We start from the raw sequence: 20,900 nt of genomic DNA, 5'->3' as shown, positions 1-20,900 counted from the left end.
ATTTCATTACTTTTTAATACTCAGCTTATACAACCCAGCGCCGTGATAAGGAATGGCGGGAGAAAATTCGCCCGCAAACTCACCCAGTTGTTTACCGCTCCACAAGTCTTTTACACTGGCTTTTCCGGTAATACCTAACTCGCTCCAGGTAGCAGGAATGTTCACTGTTGTAGCATTGGCATCCGGCTTATCCAATGCATTAAACAGGGCCAGGTATTTGTCTTTGCCGTTAGCATCCTCTGCAATCCAGGCAACTAAACCATTCTTGTTAAACAAGGGTTTGTTGTTTTTACTATGGTTTAATACGCCTAATACTTCTTTATTGGTAATCAACGACAGTGTGAAAGCATCGTTGGAAGGAAGGTCGCCACCAAAAAACAAGGGCGATCTGAAAATACACCACAGCGTCATTAAGGTATATTGCTCGTCTTTGGTAAAGGCGCTCATGCGGTTGTTTCCTCTTTCGGCACGAATACCAATTCTGCCCAGGGGTAACATATCACCATCAGGCCATCCACCTGTAACACGGTAAGGGTTCCATCTTTCAAACACATCAAAGTGTTCTTTCAAATGCTTCCAGTTATCCCAGAAATCATCTACTGTGCGCCACATGTTGGCATGTTCCTGCACATGTTTGGCATCTGGCAAAGGTGTTTCGCCGGGTGAGGTACTGAGTACTATTTTACGGCCGGTACGGGCAATGGCTTTGCGAAGCATTTCAATTTCTGCGGCGTGATAAGGACGGGATAAATCGTCACACTTGATAAAGTCTACTCCCCAGGAAGCATACATATCAATAATGGAGTTATAATATTCCTGTGCGCCCTCTTTACCGGCTACCACAGTATACATATCCCTGAGCCATTTACATTGGATAGAATCGGTATATACATCACGTGCTGTAGCCTTGCTACCCAATATAGGCAGGTTACGTTTTACCGCTTCTACCGGTATACCGCGCATAATGTGTATACCAAACTTCAATCCTTTTTTGTGAATGTAACTGGCTAGTGCAGTAAAGCCTTTTCCATCCGCAGCGGAGGGAAAGCGATTAACAGCAGGGGTAAAACGTCCGTAACCATCCATTGACAGTTCTGCGTCTTTCTCGTTATAACCGTGTGCTTTGTCATTACCCACATACCAGCGGATATCCACCACTATATACTCCCATCCGTATTTTTTCAGATAGGTAGCCATGTAATCGGCGTTGGCTTTTACTTCTGTTTCGGTAACGGTGGGGCCGTAGCAATCCCAGCTATTCCATCCCATAGGAGGTGTGGGGGCCCAGTTGTGAAAAGACTGGGCTTGTGTAACTGTAGTACACAAGCCCAGTAATAAAGAGGCTAATACAACAAACATCTTATTCATAATGGCATTGGAGTTTACCATTCGAATTTATCAATAAATGTCAATCGTACAATATTTTATTTCAGCTCCAGTCCCTTTTCTGTAACCGCTTTGTACAGCAAAAACAGGGCAGAGCTTTTAGCCAACTCGGCCTTCTGCACATCGGTACACCAGAAATACACTTTCATGCTTATTTCTGTGCCTTTTTGCTTTTCAAACAGGATAACAGGTTGCTTTTGATCCAGTACAAAAGGCGAAGCGCTTAAAGCATCGGTAATCAGCTTCTCCAATGTTTCTTTATCAGCTGCACCAGCAATAGTTACCGAAATATCTAACCGCTTATAGCTGTTGCTAAACGTCCAGTTAGTAATCTGCTGCGATAAAATATCCCCGTTAGGAATAATTACCTCAGCGCCATCCGGTGTAAATAAAGTGCTGGAACGCAATCCTATTTCTTTTACTTTACCCGATTTACTACCCACATCCACAGAGTCGCCAATTTGCAGTGGCCTGTCGAAAATGAGAATAATACCCGATACAAAGTTGTTTACAATGTTTTGTAAACCCATACCAATACCTACACCTAACGCACCCAGCACAATAGTAATTTTATCTACCGGTAAACCAGATGCTGCCACCGCCAGCAGGTAACCTGCTGTAATCAATATCAGCTTGGTCATTAACAGACGTGAACGTTGCCCCTTAGCACCTTCTTCCTCTTCATCATCCACAGCGCCCATAAAATACCCTATATAACGCTGTAACATGTGCGCCAGCATAATAATCAGGAAAAACAAGGCTACACTACCAAAAGTGAAAGAGATACTGCCTATGCTGCGTGGAATGCTCAGGAAACCGGATATGCCTTTGGCCAGGGGACCATACATGTTTAAATTGGTGGTAAGCTCTACCAGCCAGATAAACAACAACACGGCAAAAAGTGGTTTGCGGAAACCTTCTGTTACCACTTTTACTTCAAAGCTTTTTTGTATGCCCTGACGCACGCGGCTGGCATGCACCTGCAACAGAATAGCCTCGGTAAATATTTTGTAACAAACCGATAAGCCCATTACACTGGTGAACGAGAAAATGGCCGTGGTAGCAAACTGATGTGATAAAGAGATACGACCAAAAGCGTTGTGCAAAATAGCTGCTACGTTCAACACGAAGTTAAAGTAGATCACCACCTTGATAAAACGCTTTAAAGCAATCTCTTCCGGCAGCCTGCGCAGGAAAGTAACCCAGGCAACAATAGAAGCTATGTTTAAGATAATAAAAGTATAACGGCGCAGTAAAGTGGGTGTAGTAGTATGTTCTACCCAGGTAAACAGTAAAAACAAAGCAATTACACTCAACCAGTTATAAAACAGCTGACGGGGCCATTGCTTGTAAAATAAAAAGGTGAGCGCTATTAACAGGAAAAACTGCATGCTTTCTACATACACCGCAGGCGCATTCATGTCAAATAAAGGCGCAATACTAAACATCAGTGCAAAAGCACTTGCCCAGGGCTGCATAGCCAGTAATTGAATATGGTAGTGCTTAAACGTATGCGCCATACCTGCCTTGCGGATGACTTTGATATTTACGATAATCCACCATAAAAACACAGCACCAAACAACAACAGCAGCAAACGCTTAGGTCCTGCATCTTTCAGGTAATAGTTCAATGCCTTTTTTTCGTCATTCAAAGCACCGGCATTTTCTTTCGCTATAGCAGCCGCTGCTTTTTTGGCCTTACCGGACTCCCACAGGTAAGGCATTTCCTTACCAAAAGCCTTAAAGCCGGATATCCTTAATTTTTCATTGACCTTGCTGGTTAATTCTGAGGATAAAATGGAGATAGAAGAAGCACGTATTTTCAGCTGGCTTACCATGGCAATGCCGTTTCTTAATAAACTGTCGGCCATTCTTCTTTTAGCGCGGATGCTTTTCAGCTGATCCATAAAAGGCCTTCTGGCCATAGAATCCCTTACCAGCTGGCGTAAGGTGGTATCCCGCACCATTAAGCGCATTTCTTCTTTTAAACTCTGCAGTAAATTATCAGCAGTGTCTATTTCACTCTCATACGATGCCACATCGCTCTGCACATTTTGCAGCAGCACGTTAAACATTTGCAGGTTGCGTACATTGGTGGCGTTGCCTTCTACCGATACTACGCGGTTCACTACCTGTAATGCACTGTCGCATTCTGCCAGTTTACCTGCCAGGTCTTTCACTTCTCTGCGTAAATGAGCACTGCTGTTAATATGGCTCAGTATCTGGTATACTTCCTGTATACGTTCTGTGTAATCAGATGCCGTTAATTTTCCGGAATCGGCAAATAACGACTCTGCTGAAAATCCAGGCCTTCTGAAATGAGAGGTGTCCTGTTGCGCCCATACAGAAGCGCCAGTCAGCAATACACATACTAATAGCAGGAGAAAACGGGGAATGGGGGATGTCATAGAATGTCTATAATATGTTTCAGCGAATATATTTACACTATCCGTGAAATAGACGGCCGGCCCGTTTTAATATTATCGCGTTACGATAATTCAACCACAGTAAGCACCGGCCATACAGCCGGTAAACTTATTGCAGCTCACTAAATATTACACCATTTCTAAAGCTTTTTCCTGATGAACAGCTTCTTTTTTTCGACCAGCCGGCTTTTTCTTCTTTTTCTTTTTACCCCACCAGATAATAAAACCGGTAACAGGTAAAGTGGCACAGGTAAGGCTGGCAAAAAAAGCAATGATTTTTCCCGTAAGGCCCGCAATGGCTCCCACGTGAATATCGTAGTTCATACGGTATATCTTATCCGCTACAGTGGCTTTTGCATAAGGCATGGCATAAATGCCTTTGCCTTTGATCTCTTCCAGGGTGGCAGGATGAAAAGACCGGAATTCTCTTTTATAATAGGTTTTAGCCTGAGGGTTATAGCCAATATTGAGGGTGCTGCCCTTTTTAGCAGCAAACTGCACCTGCAACGAACCCTGGTTGTTAGGATATTGTGCCATCATGCGCTGCCACAACACATCTTCCGGATGTGTAAACAGCACTTTTGTGAGCGAAGCGCTGTCCAGTTTAGGCTTATTGTTACGGCCTACATTCAGGGTTTTACCTCCCGAAAGAGTCCAGTAATACGATTTACTGAACCACTCAAAGCTCCACACCAGGCCCGTAACGGCAATGGCAAAAGCCACCAGCAACACATAAAAGCCCATCACATTATGCAAATCGTAGTTTACCCGTTTAAAACTGGCACCCCATTTTATTTTAAAACTCTTATCAACATTCGCCTTTTTCAGGTTTTTAGGCCACCACATAATTAAACCGGTAATCAGCAGCAACAGAAAAATGAAAATAGCCCAGCCTACCACCACATGACCCACTTCGTGTGGCAACCACAGGTAGTAATGCCCCATCAGCACCGTTCTGAAAAAGTCCGTTTCCAGGCGTTTTTCTTTTAATACCTCGCCCGTGTAGGGGTTTTGATAAATGATGCAGTATCCTTTGGCCTTGGTAGAGTAGTTGCTCATGACAGCATAACCAGGCGCGTTATAGGTAACGCCGTTAATTTTTCTTTCCAGCGTATCGGTTTTACCACCAAAGGCAAACAGCTCCGCTTTCTGCTTTAAAACAGAAGGCGGCAGTAAAGGCTTGTTTTCGGCTTTTACATATTGAAAAGGCTCGGTAACTGTGCGTATTTCACGCTCAAACACATAAATACAACCAGTAATACTTACTATTACCACCACAATACCACTCGCCAGCCCCAGCCACAAGTGCAGCCAGTCATTGATGCGCCTGAACAAAGATTTCCCTTTGGGTTTGTGCGTTTTTTGTTTTTTATCTATACCCATCACCGTAAAACCATCAGAATATGTGAAAAATGCAGTGTATTCAAAGATTGTGCAACGTTCCTGGCTGCAAAAATGCACCCCGGCAACGGCAATTGATTACCTATTCGGGAAAAACGGTTACGGTATCAGGAAACTTATTAGCTTTTATTCGTATAAACAAGGGGGCGGTTTGCTGCTTAAAATTCATCATATTTGAAGCATTTTAATCCGGTAACACAACTTTGTTGACCATCCACTGTATGATAATCATTGTAAAGAAGATATTGAGCATAATAGGATATACTGTAATAACGCTGGTAGTACTGATTTTGATTTACCTGCTTGCCGCCTATACCCTTTCGCGGATGAGTACGGAAAAAGAAAAAGACACCGTGGCCGAAGTGCCCGTATACATTCTTACCAATGGAGTGCATACCGACCTGGTAGTGCCTGTAAAAACAGAAATAGCCGACTGGAGCCGGGCAATTCCATTTGGCAACACGCCACACACCGATACCACTGCCCAATGGTTGGCCTTTGGCTGGGGCGATCGTGGTTTTTACCTGGAAACCCCCACCTGGGGCGATTTAAAATTCAGCACTGCGTTTAAAGCAGCTTTTAGCCTGAGCACATCGGCTATACACGCCACCTACTACACTGCCATGCACGAAGGGGCGCAATGCCGTAAGCTGGAAATAAGCAAAGCACAATACAAACGACTGGTAGACTATATTAACAACACACTTGTTATGAAAGAAGGACAACCGGTAGTGATTAAAACCAGCGCCAACTATGGCAAGCACGATGCTTTTTATGAAGCAAAAGGCAGTTATCATTTATTTCATACCTGTAACACCTGGGCCAATAACGGTTTAAAAAGCTGTGGGCAAAAAGCCTGTAAATGGACCATCTTTGATACAGGGATCTTTTATCAGTATCCAAACAAATAAAAATACTTCACCCCTCATCCCCTGTTCTCATGAAAAACTTTTCACTGTGGTTAGAATTTCAGGTGTTTAATCCCTGCAACTGGCATATAGAAAACGGGTTTTGTAATATTCATGTAGACCTTCCGGATGGAAAATATTATGGCTTACAGGTAGGCACTTACCAATACCTGGACAATGCCATGCACCAGCACGAAACACCCGCACAGGCACGCACCTCCCGCATTCCCGATCTGTTTGTAAAAGAACTCACCCGGCAGTGTATAGAAGATGCTATACGCGATTTACTAAGCATAGGCAAACTGGAAGATCTGCTGAATCCTTTCCGGCTGGATCATCTTTGCTAAAGTATACATCTATAGCCCTATCAGACCAAACATCGCATCTGCACCTGTCTCATGTGCTGATACCGTTACTTTATTAACTATAATTTTATATTATATATAATACTAAGACAGCTATACAACAGCGACACTTGCTGTGTCCCCAACCCCTACTACATGCGTCTGTAATGCCCGGTGCGTTTGCATCACAAGCCTCCTGCCCCACCCCAACAATTGAAGACAACAAGTGTTGATGATTAGAACAATCAACCTTAACCACTAAACACAACTTCTACAGACATCCTCTTACCAACACTATTTCGTCAACACCCATAAGCTGCTACAATGACAAGAATTTTATGTGCCTGTTTGCTACTGGCAAACATATGCTATGCCCAGTCGGACAACCTATACCTGCACGCCAAAGGCTATCAGCTTCTGGACAGGCTGGACATTATGCTTACCAACGACACCATACTGGGCTTTACTACTGTAAAACCTTATAACAGAAAAGATATTACTGAACGCATTGAATACCTGGACAGCCTGCAACAAGCCAACCCACACGCATTATCTCTTTCGGCTATTGACAGGTATAATATGAAGCGTATGTTACTGGACAATTCGGAATGGACCAGGCATTATACAGATTCGTTTTTACGCAAGCCTTTACTGAAACATTTTTACCAATCGCCCGCACATATGTATATGGTAAACACTCCTGTATTCACTTTACGGGTAGAACCTTTGTTATATCTGCAATATGGCAAAGCCAATGATGGTACTCCCAACTTATACCAAAACTCACGTGGATTGCTTTTGAGGGGTAATATTGGAAAAAGAATTTCATTTTACCAGTATGTTACTGACACCCAGGAGCGCGACCCGCAATTTGTGCAAGACTGGATTACTAAACACGATGCAGTACCAGGTGCGGGCTTTTACAAACCTTATAAAAATGGCGGTTACGATTATTTTGATATGAAAGGCGGCTTTTCTTTTAAAGCTGCACGCTACTTTGACATACAGTTTGCCTACGACAAGCTTTTCATCGGCAACGGTTACAGAAGCCTTTATATAAGCGATTTCAGCAACAACTATTTATTCATGCGCCTGCGCACACGGATATGGAAACTTGACTATGAAATGATTATTGCACAAACCATACAATCTGTACCACAAAAAGGCCGTGAAATGAAACCAGTGAATTACATGGCCATACACCATTTAAGTATACAGCTGGCCAAATGGTTAAACCTGGGTATTTATGAGAACATTATGGAAGATGGGAAATATGGCCTGCAGTTAAGTTATTTGAACCCCGTTATTTTTTACCGTGCTGCCGAAAGTAACCTGGGCGCAGCCGGTAAATGCAATATAGGCATAGATTTAAAATCGAATATCGGGCGCAAAGTGCAGTTATATGGGCAGTTGCTGATTAACGAATTTCAGATTAAAGATGTAATGCATTATAGTAGTGGAGCTTACGCCAACAAGCATGCGTTTCAACTAGGTGGCAAGTATATCAATGCACTGGGCATTCGCAACCTGGACATACAGGTAGAAGCTAACCTGATTCGCCCTTTTACTTACACCAACTTCGACAGCGTTACTAATCTTACCCATTACCATCAGCCACTGGCCCACCCACTGGGTGCCAGTGTGCGTGAATACATTGCCTTATTACACTATCAGCCACTAAAAAGATTATACCTGTCGGCCAAGCTCGCCTGGTTTAAACAGGGCCTTGATTCTGCAGGTGTAAATATGGGCGGAGATATATTCAGAAGCTATCTGTCGCGCACCCGCTCCAATGGGTATTTTATTGGCTCCGGCATTCCCGTTACCAGCCTTACCGCTAATGCCAGTGCTTCATGGGAGTTGTTTGAAAATATGTTCTTCGACTTTTCAGTTACCCACCGCAATTATAATGTACAGGCTATGCCCCGAAGTGCCGTATTCTTTTATATGGCAGGGTTACGAATAAATATGGCAAAGCGTACCTTCGACTTTTAACCCCCCAATACCCTAAACCACGATTAACACATGGACCTATTACTGAATCATGTAAACAAATATTATCCCATTAGCCAGGAAGCACAGCATGCCCTGCGCGACAACTTTGAAGAAATTGTGTTACCTAAAAACGAGTTGTTGCTTCAGGAAGGTAAAGTGTGCAGACACATGTATTTTGTGCAGCAAGGGTGTCTTCGCAGTTTTTACAACCTCAACGGTAAAGAAATTACCCATTGGTTTGGTTTTGAAGATGACTTTGTAACCTCTTTTCACAGCTTTATTACCCAAAAACCTGCTATTGAAAGTCTTCAGGTGATGGAAGGCAGCGTGCTATGGGCTATTTCCAAGGACAAACTAACAGCACTGTTTAACCAACATCACGAAATAGAACGACTGGTACGTATTGTATATGAACAGTACTATATACGACTGGAAGAACGCTATGTAAACGCACAGTTTAAAACAGCACAGGAGCTGTATGAGAACCTGCTTACCCAAAACCCACATATTTTAGAAAGAGTTCCGCTGGGCTATATTGCTTCGTTCCTGGGCATGTCGCAGGAAACCTTAAGCCGGGTACGTAACCGCCTTTAACAAATACCATTTTCGTTTTTGACTATTGTCAAAAGAAAGCTGGAAGCTGGCCGCTAGTTTTGATGTTATAAATGAATGATTTATGGAACAGAAACTCAGCCAACAACAACAACCTTCTAATGCTTTTATCGCTGCTTCCTGGATTTGCTTAATAGCAGGTATGGTCGCTTACAATATTGGATTATGGAATGCAGAAATGCAGCTAAACGAAAAGGGGTATTATTTTACAGTATTACTATTCGGCCTTTTTTCCGCTATTTCGGTACAAAAATCAGTTCGTGACCAGCTGGAAGGTATTCCGGTAACTAACCTTTATTATGGTTTGGCCTGGTTTACCACCCTACTGTCTGTTCTGTTGCTTACCATTGGCCTATGGAACGCTGCTATGTCTAAAAGCGAAAAAGGCTTTTACGCCATGTCGTACACCTTAAGTTTGTTTGCAGCCATTGCGGTTCAAAAAAACACCCGCGATATGAAAAGCGCACAACAGCAACAATCAACAAACACTACTGATAACAGCCAGCGTACAGAACCAACAGAACGTTTCAAAAATTTTTAAACTAGTTGTTAAGCTGGGGATTTAAAAAAGCCTCTGATCTTTATTGATCAAGAGGCTTTTCCCTTTATAAATACCAGTTTCACCGGCACTACCTGTGAATTATTTTTATTTCAGAAAGTAATCAAAATGAAAAAAGCCTGCAAATATTTGATTTACAGGCTTTCTTTTCTGCGGAAACGGCGAGATTCGAACTCGCGATACAGTTTCCCGTATACACACTTTCCAGGCGTGCTCCTTCAACCACTCGGACACGTTTCCAATTTCCGACAGGGCGGCAAAAATACAATTTCCTTTCATTAATCGCGGAAAATTTTCAAAGCATTTTCAGAAGTAATTTTTGCCACTGTTTCTATGCTTACCTGTTTGGTATCTGCCAGTTTCTCAGCTACATGCACCATATAGGCACTTTCGTTTCTTTTACCCCTGAAAGGTACCGGCGTAAGGTAAGGTGCATCAGTTTCCAGCACCATATGCGCCAGGTCTATTTTTTCCAGTACAGCAGGCAAGCCGGCATTTTTATAGGTAATTACGCCCCCTATCCCTAAATAAAAGCCCATGTTAATAATTTGCACAGCACTTTCATAGCTACCACTAAAACAATGAAATATACCCGTTAATCCTTTTGCGGCAAACGGCTTTACAGCATCTATAGTAGGCTGCATGGCATTGCGGGTATGAATAATAATAGGCAGATTTTTATCTAAAGCCCATTGCATTTGTAAGTTGAACGCTTCCAGTTGCTGATCGGCAAAAGTAGTGTCCCAGTAAAAATCCATTCCAATTTCACCAATAGCCGTAAAAGGTCTTTTATCCAGCCAGTCTTTTACTATCTGTAATTCCTCTTTATAGTTTTCTTTTACATAACACGGATGCAATCCCATCATAGGAATACACACTCCCGGATATTGCTGTTCCAACAATAACATATCATCAATGCAGGTACTATCTATACCGGGCATATATAACCGGCTGATACCCGCGTCCAGCGCTCTTTGAATCATTTCCTTCCTGTCACCCGAAAAATCATCACTATATAAATGTGTATGAGTATCTATTAGACGCATATTTTTTCTATTTAACTATACTTTATGACCCTTTAGAAAAAATGTTAATAATTTTTTTTTGGAGAGATACTAACAAGCGTTACATTTGGTCAAGTTTTCATAGGGTACGGATTAAAAACGGGCTGAGGTCTTTACCTCGGCCTTCTTTTTTTAATAACGTCTTGTTATACTAAGGTTATTCATAAATTTCCAGTAACCCTTCCGGTAACACCACATGCAATTCCTGTTTGTCCCTATCTACCTTCAGTAAAGTTTCATCATGTAAAGGAATCAGTGCTTCATTGCCTTTATAAGTAATGCGCAATAACACCTGGTGTGGCTGTTCAATTACTTCTTCTATCGGGCCTAAAGCTTCTTCTTCATGAATTAACTGGTAGCCCAGGTAACTTACCGGAGATTTAGCACCTGCCAGCCTTCTGAAATCGGCATCCAGCAGCCATGCCTTCTTTTGTATCAGCTTACTGGCGGCTTCTTTTGTATCCACCCCTTCTACTTTGATATAAGCTTCTGTGTGAGATTTTGCTTTGGCACTTTCTAAAAAATAAGGCAGCCAGCTACCTGCCCGCTCTTCTATAAACACAGCTTCCACGCCTTTTAAAGTGCTTCTTTTATTTAAGGCATGTAATAACACCAATTCGCCTTTTACGCCAAACGTGGCCACTATTTTTCCAATATGAATGTATTCCATAAATACTACGCGGCTATATAACCCTGGAAAGTGCATAAAAAAATAAAAGTCCCAAGCAGTCGTTGCCCGGGACTTTTACAGGGAATTTCATTGATCCGATTATGCTTCAGCAGCACCATCAGCAGGCTGATCATTCCTTTGTGCAACCCTTCTTACAGGAGCACTACCTGGACGTTTTGCGCGTTGAGTTCTTTTGTTCTCTTCGCTACGCTGCTTCAGTTTTGCTTCATGTTCTTCGTGCCACTTAGCAAATTTAGTCATTGCTGTAGCTTCATCAAACAATCCCAATTTCACACCTCTTAACAAGTGTTTCAGGTACAATACGCCTTTGAATGAAAGGATTCTACGAACTGTATCGGTAGGTTGAGCACCTTTGTGCAACCATTCCAACGCTTTCTGACGGTCTAAACTGATAGAAGCGGGTACAGTAAGTGGATTGTACGTACCAATCTTTTGGATGAATTTACCATCCCTAGGGGCCCGGGCATCTGCAACTACAATAAAGTAGAATGGTCTTTTTTTGCTCCCGTGGCGCTGTAATCTCATTTTTACGGCCATGTTAAATAGACATTTAAAGGCTAAACAATTAGGTTAACTTTTTAATGGAGGGCAAAAGTACTCTTTCGGAAAATAAATTCCAAAATTCCTTTCTCCCAAATTCGTACTTCGGACAAGACTTAACATTTCAATGAAGAATGTTACCCCATCTATCTTCTGCCCATCATACCAGGCATACGGCCCATGGGCATTTTATTCATCATTTTCATCATTTGACGCATCTGGTCAAACTGCTTCATAAATGCATTTACCTCGCTCAACTCCTTACCAGCGCCCTTGGCAATGCGCACACGGCGGGAAGGCGTAATGTCGTCAGGATTAGAACGTTCGTGCGGAGTCATTGAGTTGATCATTGCTTCTATGCCTTTAAAAGCATCATCGCTGATATCCACATCTTTAATGGCCTTACCTACGCCGGGGATCATTCCCATCAGGTCTTTCAGGTTACCCATTTTCTTAATCTGCTGCAACTGATCCAGAAAATCCTGAAAATCGAACTGGTTTTTGCGGATTTTCTTTTCCAGCTTACGGGCCTGCTCTTCGTCATATTGCTCCTGCGCCTTCTCAACTAAGGACGCAATATCACCCATGCCCAGGATACGCTGTGCCATCCTCTCAGGATAAAACACATCCAGCGTTTCCATTTTTTCGCCACTACTTACAAACTTAATGGGCTTGTTAACAGTGTATTGGATAGAAAGCGCCGCACCACCGCGGGTATCGCCATCTAACTTGGTAAGCACCACACCACTAAAGTCCAGCCTGTCGTTAAAGGCTTTGGCGGTGTTTACGGCATCCTGACCAGTCATAGAGTCTACCACGAACAGGATTTCGGTAGGATTTACGGCAGCCTTGATATTAGCCACCTCGGTCATCATCACCTCATCTACCGCTAAACGGCCGGCAGTATCGATGATGACTACATTCTTATTTTTAGCTTTCGCTTCTTTAATCGCGTTTTGTACAATGGCTACTGCATCGGTATTTTCCCGCTCGGCATAAATATCTACCCCAATTTGCTCGGCCAGTACGGTCAGCTGGTCAATCGCCGCCGGACGGTAAATATCTGCTGCCACCACCAATGGCGATTTGCCTTTTTTGGTTTTGAGATAGTTAGCCAGCTTACCGGTAAAAGTGGTTTTACCACTACCCTGTAAACCTGCAATAAGGATAACAGCCGGATTGCCGGTAATGGAAAAATCCGCTTCCTTACCTCCCATTAACTCCGCCAGTTCGTCCTGCACAATTTTCACCATCAACTGGCCGGGACTAATAGCGTTTAACACTTTTTCGCCCAAGGCTTTTTCTTTTACTTTATCAGTAAACTCCTTGGCAATCTTATAGTTAACGTCGGCATCAATTAATGCACGGCGAATATCCTTTACGGTATTGGCAATATTCAATTCTGAAATGCGGGCTTCGCCTTTCAGGTTCTTAAATGCACTTTCTAACCTCTCAGACAGGTTCTGGAACATAGCAATTCTGGGCTTTTAGAACCGCAAATATAGGTTAGAGTTTGCAGTAGTAAGTAGGTTAATTAGCCCAGGTACACTCTTAAATGGCTACAGGTTTTGGTTTTAAGCTTGCTGATAGCCTTGTCTTTTATCTGGCGAACCCGTTCGCGGGTTAAATTAAAGCGCTCTCCTATATCTTCCAGGCTCAGTGGATGATCTACTCCTATTCCAAAAAAATAACACACCACATCTTTTTGCCGGCCGGTAAGCGAAAGCAACGACCGCGCTATATCCTGCCGTAACGATTCGTAGTGGTCCAGCTGCCTGTCAGTGCTGTCGGCATTCGCATTTACCATCACATCCATCAGGGTAATAGCGTCTTCTGCATCAGACATAGGTGAATCCATGCTCACATGCCGGGAGTTGATATTCATGCTGGCCGCCACCTCTTCCAGGCTAATTTCCAGCAGGTCAGACACTTCTTCGGGCGTAGGCTCCCGCTCAAACTCCTGCTCCAGCTGCTGGCAGGCTTTGGTAATACGGTTGTTGAGTCCTACTTTGTTCAGCGGCAAACGCACCAGCCTGCTTTGCTCGGCCAGCGATTGCATAATACTTTGCCTGATCCACCACACAGCGTAGGAAATAAATTTAAACCCCTTGGTTTCGTCGAACCGGATGGCAGCTTTTATAAGCCCCAGGTTGCCCTCATTAATCAAATCGGGCAGCGAAAGGCCCTGATTCTGATACTGTTTGGCAACAGAAACCACAAAGCGCAGGTTGGCTTTTACCAACTTTTCCAGCGATAGCTGGTTACCTTTTTTAATTTCAGCAGCAAGTTTTACCTCGTCTTCAATCGTTACCATTCCCACTTTGCCAATCTCCTGAAGGTATTTTTCTAAACTTTGTGATTCACGGTTAGTGATCGATTTGGTGATTTTTAATTGGCGCATGCTCATATGCAGGTGTTTAGTAGTCTAAAACAGCAAAAAACAGGTAGTCTTCTAGCAATTTAACATTTTTTATAAATATGAGCAATTTTTTTTCCATATGAAAAGCCTGAAAAACAGCCTTTTACAGGGTGCCCGTAATTTGATAGAAAAATTATTTCGGGGCTATTAATTATTTAATATTATTGCAGCCCTTGATTGTTGATGATTAAACGATGTGTAATGAGTAAAAAACAGATATATACGCTGGAATACCCTGTAAGATGTTCACCGGCCATTTTGTACGAATTTCTGTCTACCCCGGCTGGCTTACAGGAGTGGTTTGCAGATAAAGTGGATGAGAGGGATAATGTATTCAGCTTTTCCTGGAACGGAGGAACCCCCGATAAAGCAGAACTGATTGAAAAAGAATTAGATAAATATGTTCGTTACCGTTGGTTACACCTGGCTAAAGAAGAATATTTTGAATTCAGGATTGAAAAAACAGAGATCACCAATCAAACCATCCTGGTAATAAAAGATTTTGCAGAGAAAGGTGAAATTAAAGACCAAAGCCAACTTTGGGAATACCAGGTAAAAGATCTGTTTCATCGTTTGGGAAACTAGTGCGTTTTTAGTTATATAGTGGAATTACCGGCATCGCAGAAGCTAAAATGTAAGGAGATAAAGAAGTGATAAAAAGACTTGATAAACTCATTATAAGGGCCTTTGTAGGGCCTTTTTTTGCTACTTTTCTTATCTCCCTGTTTGTGTTGGTGATGCAGTTTTTCTGGCTGTACATTGATGACCTGGTAGGTAAAGGGCTTGACCTGTTTACCATCTTAAAGCTGATTGGATATGTAGCCGCCTTTAACGTTCCTATGGCGTTGCCCCTGGCACTATTGCTATCTTCTATTATGACCTTTGGGAACCTTGGCGAAACCTTTGAACTGGTGGCCATTAAATCTGCCGGCATTCCACTGGTACGCTTTATGCGCCCGCTGTTGCTGGTAACTATTGGCTTAAGTGGTATTGCCTTTTTGTTTGCCAACAACGTTATTCCGGTTGTAAACCTGAAACTGAATGCCCTCAAATACGACATCATTGTAACCAAGCCCGCCTTTGATATTAAGGAAGGTGTATTTTACGATAAAATTGATGGCTTCGTAATTAAGATAGGTAAGAAAGAAAAAGATGACAGCACTATCCGCAATGTGATCATTTACGAAAAAGCCTACAATTTACAGGACAGGATGCTGGTATCGGAAAGCGGTATCATGCGCGTTACACCTGATAAAAAATTCCTGGAATTTGTGTTGCAAAATGGCTGGCGGTATGAAGAAAATGGCCCACACAACTCACTAAGTACAGAATTTATCCGCTTAGGCTTTAAAGAGTATAAAAAGGTAATGGACCTGAGCAGTTTTAAGATCAACAAAACAGAAGACTCCCTGTTTAAGTACGATCCTAAAATGCTGAGCGTTCGGCAATTGACCATCTCTATCGACTCGTTAAACAAAGGCTTTAATATCTTCTACGACCGGGCCAAACGGGAAACCAGCGCCTACCTCACTTTTGCCCGTTTTGGCGACAGTAGCTGGAAAAGATTCAAATTCCCAGTTGTTAAAAAAGCAAAAAGCTTTGACGCCTTTGTGGCTGACAGTATCAGTAGCCAGGTTACAGAAAGAGCTGTTTCGCAAATAAACATGATCACCAGTAACATTAACCAGATAGCAGTTGACTACTCTACCAAACGCCAGGTATTGCGTAAGCACTGGATTGAATGGAACAGGAAGTTTACCTTATCAGTAGGTTGCCTGGTGTTGTTTATGATAGGTGCCCCCTTAGGCTCTATCATCCGGAAAGGCGGTTTGGGTATGCCTTTGATCTTTGCTATCATATTCTTCGTTGTTTTCTACATATTAAACACCATGGGTGAAAAGTTTGCCAAAGAAGGCGTTACCTCACCAGGTGTAGGCATGTGGCTTTCCACCTTTGTGTTAATACCGATAGGTTTGTTCCTTACTGTAAAAGCCATGCGCGATTCACAACTGTTCAACAAGGAAGCTTACTTCCGCATATTTAAGAAATTAAAAAAGCTGGCTAAAAAAACGAAGGAAGAAAAGTTAGGATAGCCGCAAACCGGCTGTAGCCGGGGCTTTTTACTACTTTTGCACAAATTAGTGCTTTTGACCACAGCCAGACAAAACCTGAAAGTGCAGCAATGGATCACCGTGCTGTCAATAGCTTTATTCGTTACTAAAATAGCCGCCTGGTATTTAACGCATTCACTGGCTATATTAACTGATGCACTGGAAAGCATTGTGAACATTATGGCTGGTGTAATAGGCTTATATAGCCTGTATGTGGCTGCTAAACCACGCGATACCGATCACCCATACGGACATGGCAAGGCCGAGTTTGTATCCGCAGCCGCGGAAGGCACCCTGGTAATTTGCGCTGGTGTAATGGTGATTTATGAAACCATCCTCAATTTTATTGAGCAGCAACCTATTCAGCAACTGGATAGCGGGCTTATATTAATAGCAATTACAGCCATCATTAATTACATAGCCGGCGCCTACTGCATCAGCACCGGCAAACGCAATCAATCTATTGCCCTGCAAAGCGCCGGGAAGCATTTGCAACTGGACACATACTCTACCGGTGGAATTGTACTGGGGCTATTAGTTATTCTTGTTACACACTTATACTGGCTGGATAAAGCCATAGCCCTGGCTATGGGCGTATTTATTATTTTCAACGGGTATAAAATACTCCGCCGCTCGCTGGCTGGCATTATGGATGAAGCAGATATGGAACTGCTGGAACGCCTGGTAGCCATACTCAATCAAAACCGCCGGCATAACTGGGTAGATATGCACAACCTGCGCGTAATTAAATACGGAAGTCTGCTGCATGTAGACTGCCACCTTACTGTTCCCTGGTACCTGAACGTACACGAAGCACATGTGGAAGTGGATGCCCTGCACAAATTGATAAGAGACGAATTTGGAGATGCCTTTGAAATGTTTGTTCACACCGACGGCTGTTTACCTTTTGGCTGCCCTATTTGTATAAAGGAAGATTGCACAAAAAGGGAACATCCTTTTACACACCGGATGGAATGGACATTGAAAAACCTTATTTCCAATGTTAAACACAATAACGAAGCGGGCAAGTTGCAGGGTATTTAGCCATTCAACTTATCTTCGCTGCTTAAATTCAAAAAAACAATTACATATATGCAAGCGTGGAAAGATTACCAGCAACAACATAAAGACAGGTTTTTAAATGAACTGCTTGACTTGTTGCGTATACCCAGCGTAAGTGCCAGAAGTGAGCATAAAAACGATATGATCAGCTGCGCAGAAGCCGTAAAGCAACGTTTGCTGGAAGCTGGCGCTGACAAAGTAGACATTTACCCTACTCCCGGCCACCCGGTAGTATACGGTGAGAAATTTTTAGATGCCTCTAAACCCACCGTACTGGTATACGGCCACTACGATGTACAGCCGGCCGATCCATTGGAACTGTGGAACAGCGGACCATTTGAACCCGTTATTAAAGACGGTAAGATCTATGCCCGTGGTGCGTGCGACGACAAAGGCCAGTTTTACATGCACATTAAGGCTTTTGAAACCATGACGCAAACTAACAGCCTGCCTGTAAACATCAAGTTTTTAATTGAAGGGGAGGAAGAAATTGGTTCGCGCAACCTGCAGGACTTTGTAGAAGCACACAAAGAGCTGCTGAAAGCCGATGTAATATTAATCAGCGACACCGCTATGTTAAGCCTGGAAAACCCAAGCATTGATGTAGGTGTACGTGGTCTTACTTATATTGAAGTAGAGGTAACCGGCCCTAACCGCGATTTACACAGTGGTGTATATGGTGGTGCAGTAGCCAACCCTATCACTATTCTGGCTAAAATGATAGCCAGCATGCACGACGAAAACAACCATATTACCATACCTGGCTTTTATGATGATGTGCTGGAAGTGCCTGCTGCTGAAAGAGCAGAACTGGCTAAAGCCCCTTATGATGAAGCAGAATACAAACAAGACCTGGGTGTAAATGCTTTATGGGGTGAGAAAGGCTTTACCACCAACGAACGTACCGGCATACGTCCTACCCTGGAAGTAAACGGCATTTGGGGTGGCTATACAGGGGAAGGCGCTAAAACTGTATTGCCTTCTAAAGCTTTTGCCAAAATAAGCTGTCGTCTGGTGCCTAATCAAATGAGCGAAAAAATGACTAAAGTGGTAATTGACCACCTGCTTAGCATTGCTCCTGAGTATGTGCAGGTAAAAGCAACTCCACACCACGGTGGCGATCCTTATATGACTCCTGTTAATTCGGATGAGTACAGGGCAGCTTCCAAAGCCATTGAAACCACTTTTGGCAAAACGCCTATCCCGGTAAGAGGTGGTGGAAGCATTCCTATCACAGCCTTATTCGAAAGCATTTTGCAGTGTAAAACCGTTTTCCTGGGCTTTGGATTAGACAGCGATAACCTGCACAGCCCTAACGAAAAATACGATGTAGCTAATTTTTATAAAGGCATAGAAACCATTCCTTATTTCCACCAGTATTATGCGGAAATGAAGAAGTAACAGCCAATGAGGTTTGCTAACGGGAAACAGGATATCGCATCTATTGTGAATGGCCTGTTTCCCGTTTACTTTCCCCTCCTGCTACTATGCTTTCTAATTTTGAGATATGAATACAGCAGCTCCGAAAGAGAAATTACGAATTGATAAATACCTCTGGGCTATCCGGTTATTTAAAACACGCAGCCAGGCAGCTGATGCGTGCGATAAAGGCAAGGTGAAACTGCAGGGCAGCTCTGTGAAAGCCTCCCGAACAGTGAACCTGGGAGATGAATATGACGTGAAAACAGAAGCCCGCAAATGGGTGATTAAAGTCACCGGCCTGCTGGACCGCCGTGTACAATATTCAGAAGCCATACTCCATTATACCGACCTTACCCCACCTGAAGAACTGGATAAGGTAAAATCGGATGCATCCAGTTTCCATACCGGTAAGCGCCTAAGCAAAATAGGACGGCCTACCAAAAAAGACCGGCGCGAGCTGGACGGTTTTATGGGCGACGACGAAGAAGAAGCGCCTGTAGAAGAATAATACAAACAGCATATCCCTAAACCAATATCCAATGAAAAAAGTAGTGTTCACAGCAGCATTGCTGATGATCATATGTGTTTCTTTTGCCCAACGCTTTACCTACGGGCTAAAAGCCGGCGTGAATATCACCGGCGCTATCAGCTATAACAAAGCGGCAAATGCCACACTGGCGGCCATGGGCTATCCCGTTAAAGACATGATATTCAGCAGCAGGCTTTGCGCTGCCTTTCATGGCGGAGCCTTTGTAAACCTGGCCCTGGGCAAAAAGTGGTATCTGCAACCCGAAGTGCTATACTCATCACAACAGTATAAATTACGCTCGCACTATAGTTATTATGATTTATCAGGCGTAGCTAGTCTTGACTTTGATCTTACCTGTATTAACGTTCCGATAATGATGCAGTACCGGATAAAACCTCGCCTGTACCTGGAAGCCGGCCCGCAAATAGGGTTTCTTACCAAAATAAACGTAAAGGGTACCAGCACGCATTTTGGCGGACAAACCCGTGATATGCTATCACAGTCCAACACGGTAGAATGCTCACTGGCATTGGGCCTGGGTTACCAGCTACAGAAAATACCCTTAGGCTTTTACACACGTGCTACATTAGGATTAACCAATGTACTCACTACCAAAGAAGCTTCGTACCGTAACTATATAGGCCAGGCAGGCATTTTCTATCAATTTGGAAAGTAAGCCTTTATATATCTTTGCCCTATGAAAATAGATATCATCACCGTATTGCCCGAGTTACTGGAAAGCCCGCTTTCGCATAGCATTATGAAGCGTGCGCAGGAAAAAGGACTACTGGAAGTGAAGGTGCATTTGCTGAGGAAATGGGCTGTAAACCAATACGGACAGGTAGATGATTATCAATATGGTGGCGGGGCAGGAATGGTAATGATGTGTGAGCCCTTAGCCAATGCCATTGAAGAATTGCAACAGGAAGGCGCTTACGATGCCATTATCTATATGACGCCTGATGGCAAAACGTTTAACCAGCGTACTGCCAACATGCTTTCGTTAAAAGAAAGACTGCTGATTATTTGCGGACACTATAAAGGCATAGATCAACGCATTCGTGATAAGTATGTAACCATGGAAATATCCATTGGTGATTTTGTATTAAGTGGTGGCGAATTAGCAGCCGCTGTGGTTATTGACGCTATTGGCCGTTTGCTGCCTGGCGTATTAAATGACGAAACTTCTGCCTTAACCGACTCTTTCCAGGATAATCTGCTGGCACCGCCGGTATATACCCGCCCTGCCGATTTTATGGGCATGAAAATTCCGGAAATACTCCTGTCCGGTGATCCTAAAAAGATTGAAGACTGGCGTTATGATCAATCAGTGGAAAGAACCCGCCAAAGACGTCCTGATTTGTTTGACGAACAATGAGTTGTAACTAATTAAGCATCCTTTTACGATGATAATGTGGCGACATTAATGCC

At 43.2% G+C, this 20,900-nt stretch carries 20 protein-coding genes and 1 tRNA gene; 12 read left to right on the top strand and 9 right to left on the bottom strand.

All coding sequences use genetic code 11. From position 1 onward, the window contains the following. Positions 1 to 6: 6 nt before the first annotated feature. The 3 genes from FLA_RS30700 to FLA_RS30690 form a co-directional block, all read right to left on the bottom strand. Positions 7 to 1,368: a glycoside hydrolase family 27 protein gene (locus FLA_RS30700; protein WP_076379835.1), complete on the bottom strand. Its 1,362-nt coding sequence runs from the start codon at positions 1,366 to 1,368 to the stop codon at positions 7 to 9. 56 nt (positions 1,369 to 1,424) lie between these two features. Then, positions 1,425 to 3,794, bottom strand: coding sequence for a mechanosensitive ion channel family protein (locus FLA_RS30695; RefSeq protein ID WP_076379649.1), 2,370 nt, complete (start codon positions 3,792 to 3,794; stop codon positions 1,425 to 1,427). A 147-nt stretch (positions 3,795 to 3,941) separates the two neighbouring features. Next, positions 3,942 to 5,147 (bottom strand): PepSY-associated TM helix domain-containing protein, encoded by a 1,206-nt coding sequence (locus tag FLA_RS30690; protein WP_197705842.1) that lies wholly within the window; start codon positions 5,145 to 5,147, stop codon positions 3,942 to 3,944. A 287-nt stretch (positions 5,148 to 5,434) separates the two neighbouring features. Here FLA_RS30690 and FLA_RS30685 point away from each other — a divergent pair, with 287 nt between their 5' ends. The 5 genes from FLA_RS30685 to yiaA all read left to right on the top strand — a co-directional run bounded on the left by FLA_RS30685 (position 5,435) and on the right by yiaA (position 9,613). After that, positions 5,435 to 6,124: a TIGR02117 family protein gene (locus FLA_RS30685; protein WP_076379651.1), complete on the top strand. Its 690-nt coding sequence runs from the start codon at positions 5,435 to 5,437 to the stop codon at positions 6,122 to 6,124. A gap of 29 nt (positions 6,125 to 6,153) precedes the next feature. After that, positions 6,154 to 6,468, top strand: coding sequence for a hypothetical protein (locus FLA_RS30680; RefSeq protein WP_076379652.1), 315 nt, complete (start codon positions 6,154 to 6,156; stop codon positions 6,466 to 6,468). 321 nt (positions 6,469 to 6,789) lie between these two features. Continuing rightward, complete coding sequence (locus tag FLA_RS30675; RefSeq protein WP_076379653.1) at positions 6,790 to 8,460, top strand: hypothetical protein; 1,671 nt, start codon at positions 6,790 to 6,792, stop codon at positions 8,458 to 8,460. Positions 8,461 to 8,490: 30 nt separating this feature from the next. Further along, positions 8,491 to 9,054: a Crp/Fnr family transcriptional regulator gene (locus FLA_RS30670; RefSeq protein ID WP_076379654.1), complete on the top strand. Its 564-nt coding sequence runs from the start codon at positions 8,491 to 8,493 to the stop codon at positions 9,052 to 9,054. A gap of 82 nt (positions 9,055 to 9,136) precedes the next feature. Continuing rightward, positions 9,137 to 9,613 carry an inner membrane protein YiaA gene (gene yiaA / locus FLA_RS30665; RefSeq protein WP_076379655.1) on the top strand — a complete coding sequence of 159 codons (477 nt, stop codon included), beginning with the start codon at positions 9,137 to 9,139 and terminating at the stop codon, positions 9,611 to 9,613. Between the two features lie 171 nt (positions 9,614 to 9,784). Here the strand turns inward: yiaA and FLA_RS30660 are convergent. From FLA_RS30660 to FLA_RS30635, 6 genes are all read right to left on the bottom strand, one after another. Further along, positions 9,785 to 9,871, bottom strand: a tRNA-Ser gene (locus FLA_RS30660). A 38-nt stretch (positions 9,872 to 9,909) separates the two neighbouring features. After that, positions 9,910 to 10,677: a TatD family hydrolase gene (locus FLA_RS30655; RefSeq protein WP_076379656.1), complete on the bottom strand. Its 768-nt coding sequence runs from the start codon at positions 10,675 to 10,677 to the stop codon at positions 9,910 to 9,912. Between the two features lie 175 nt (positions 10,678 to 10,852). Then, complete coding sequence (gene rimM, locus FLA_RS30650; protein WP_076379657.1) at positions 10,853 to 11,365, bottom strand: ribosome maturation factor RimM; 513 nt, start codon at positions 11,363 to 11,365, stop codon at positions 10,853 to 10,855. Positions 11,366 to 11,464: 99 nt separating this feature from the next. Beyond that, entirely contained in the window at positions 11,465 to 11,911 is a 447-nt protein-coding gene (gene rpsP / locus FLA_RS32000) for a 30S ribosomal protein S16 (protein WP_317043526.1), read from the bottom strand. Between the two features lie 161 nt (positions 11,912 to 12,072). Continuing rightward, on the bottom strand, positions 12,073 to 13,398 hold the full coding sequence (gene ffh, locus FLA_RS30640) for a signal recognition particle protein (protein WP_076379659.1): 1,326 nt from the start codon (positions 13,396 to 13,398) through the stop codon (positions 12,073 to 12,075). Between the two features lie 62 nt (positions 13,399 to 13,460). After that, the gene (locus FLA_RS30635; protein ID WP_231940368.1) at positions 13,461 to 14,333 is read right to left on the bottom strand and encodes a sigma-70 family RNA polymerase sigma factor; all 873 of its coding nucleotides are present in this window, start codon (positions 14,331 to 14,333) and stop codon (positions 13,461 to 13,463) included. A gap of 213 nt (positions 14,334 to 14,546) precedes the next feature. Here FLA_RS30635 and FLA_RS30630 point away from each other — a divergent pair, with 213 nt between their 5' ends. The 7 genes from FLA_RS30630 to trmD all read left to right on the top strand — a co-directional run bounded on the left by FLA_RS30630 (position 14,547) and on the right by trmD (position 20,847). Next, the gene (locus tag FLA_RS30630) at positions 14,547 to 14,930 is read left to right on the top strand and encodes an START-like domain-containing protein (RefSeq protein ID WP_076379660.1); all 384 of its coding nucleotides are present in this window, start codon (positions 14,547 to 14,549) and stop codon (positions 14,928 to 14,930) included. Between the two features lie 65 nt (positions 14,931 to 14,995). Next, entirely contained in the window at positions 14,996 to 16,438 is a 1,443-nt protein-coding gene (locus FLA_RS30625; RefSeq protein WP_084206267.1) for an LptF/LptG family permease, read from the top strand. A gap of 48 nt (positions 16,439 to 16,486) precedes the next feature. Next, positions 16,487 to 17,500 (top strand): cation diffusion facilitator family transporter, encoded by a 1,014-nt coding sequence (locus FLA_RS30620; RefSeq protein WP_076379661.1) that lies wholly within the window; start codon positions 16,487 to 16,489, stop codon positions 17,498 to 17,500. 48 nt (positions 17,501 to 17,548) lie between these two features. Beyond that, positions 17,549 to 18,919, top strand: coding sequence for a dipeptidase (locus tag FLA_RS30615; protein WP_076379662.1), 1,371 nt, complete (start codon positions 17,549 to 17,551; stop codon positions 18,917 to 18,919). A gap of 106 nt (positions 18,920 to 19,025) precedes the next feature. Beyond that, entirely contained in the window at positions 19,026 to 19,448 is a 423-nt protein-coding gene (locus FLA_RS30610) for an RNA-binding S4 domain-containing protein (protein ID WP_076379663.1), read from the top strand. A 31-nt stretch (positions 19,449 to 19,479) separates the two neighbouring features. Further along, positions 19,480 to 20,145: a porin family protein gene (locus FLA_RS30605; protein ID WP_076379664.1), complete on the top strand. Its 666-nt coding sequence runs from the start codon at positions 19,480 to 19,482 to the stop codon at positions 20,143 to 20,145. Between the two features lie 21 nt (positions 20,146 to 20,166). Continuing rightward, on the top strand, positions 20,167 to 20,847 hold the full coding sequence (gene trmD / locus FLA_RS30600) for a tRNA (guanosine(37)-N1)-methyltransferase TrmD (protein WP_076379665.1): 681 nt from the start codon (positions 20,167 to 20,169) through the stop codon (positions 20,845 to 20,847). Positions 20,848 to 20,900 lie beyond the last annotated feature (53 nt).

It is taken from the genome of Filimonas lacunae (genome assembly GCF_002355595.1).
Taxonomy (GTDB): Bacteria; Bacteroidota; Bacteroidia; order Chitinophagales; family Chitinophagaceae; genus Filimonas; species Filimonas lacunae.
Note: the sequence above shows the minus strand (reverse complement) of the source record. Positions and strands in the feature narration are given on the sequence as shown.

Excerpts from the sequence above, each read along its gene's own strand:
- rimM (WP_076379657.1), bottom strand. The coding sequence starts at position 11,365 with ATGGAATACATTCATATTGGAAAAATAGTGGCCACGTTTGGCGTAAAA.
- FLA_RS30605 (WP_076379664.1), top strand. The coding sequence starts at position 19,480 with ATGAAAAAAGTAGTGTTCACAGCAGCATTGCTGATGATCATATGTGTT.
- FLA_RS30680 (WP_076379652.1), top strand. The coding sequence starts at position 6,154 with ATGAAAAACTTTTCACTGTGGTTAGAATTTCAGGTGTTTAATCCCTGC.
- FLA_RS30630 (WP_076379660.1), top strand. The coding sequence starts at position 14,547 with ATGAGTAAAAAACAGATATATACGCTGGAATACCCTGTAAGATGTTCA.
- rpsP (WP_317043526.1), bottom strand. The coding sequence starts at position 11,911 with ATGAGATTACAGCGCCACGGGAGCAAAAAAAGACCATTCTACTTTATT.
- yiaA (WP_076379655.1), top strand. The coding sequence starts at position 9,137 with ATGGAACAGAAACTCAGCCAACAACAACAACCTTCTAATGCTTTTATC.
- FLA_RS30700 (WP_076379835.1), bottom strand. The coding sequence starts at position 1,368 with ATGAATAAGATGTTTGTTGTATTAGCCTCTTTATTACTGGGCTTGTGT.
- FLA_RS30655 (WP_076379656.1), bottom strand. The coding sequence starts at position 10,677 with ATGCGTCTAATAGATACTCATACACATTTATATAGTGATGATTTTTCG.
- FLA_RS30615 (WP_076379662.1), top strand. The coding sequence starts at position 17,549 with ATGCAAGCGTGGAAAGATTACCAGCAACAACATAAAGACAGGTTTTTA.
- FLA_RS30675 (WP_076379653.1), top strand. The coding sequence starts at position 6,790 with ATGACAAGAATTTTATGTGCCTGTTTGCTACTGGCAAACATATGCTAT.
- FLA_RS30670 (WP_076379654.1), top strand. The coding sequence starts at position 8,491 with ATGGACCTATTACTGAATCATGTAAACAAATATTATCCCATTAGCCAG.
- FLA_RS30695 (WP_076379649.1), bottom strand. The coding sequence starts at position 3,794 with ATGACATCCCCCATTCCCCGTTTTCTCCTGCTATTAGTATGTGTATTG.
- FLA_RS30635 (WP_231940368.1), bottom strand. The coding sequence starts at position 14,333 with ATGAGCATGCGCCAATTAAAAATCACCAAATCGATCACTAACCGTGAA.
- FLA_RS30610 (WP_076379663.1), top strand. The coding sequence starts at position 19,026 with ATGAATACAGCAGCTCCGAAAGAGAAATTACGAATTGATAAATACCTC.
- FLA_RS30685 (WP_076379651.1), top strand. The coding sequence starts at position 5,435 with ATGATAATCATTGTAAAGAAGATATTGAGCATAATAGGATATACTGTA.
- trmD (WP_076379665.1), top strand. The coding sequence starts at position 20,167 with ATGAAAATAGATATCATCACCGTATTGCCCGAGTTACTGGAAAGCCCG.
- ffh (WP_076379659.1), bottom strand. The coding sequence starts at position 13,398 with ATGTTCCAGAACCTGTCTGAGAGGTTAGAAAGTGCATTTAAGAACCTG.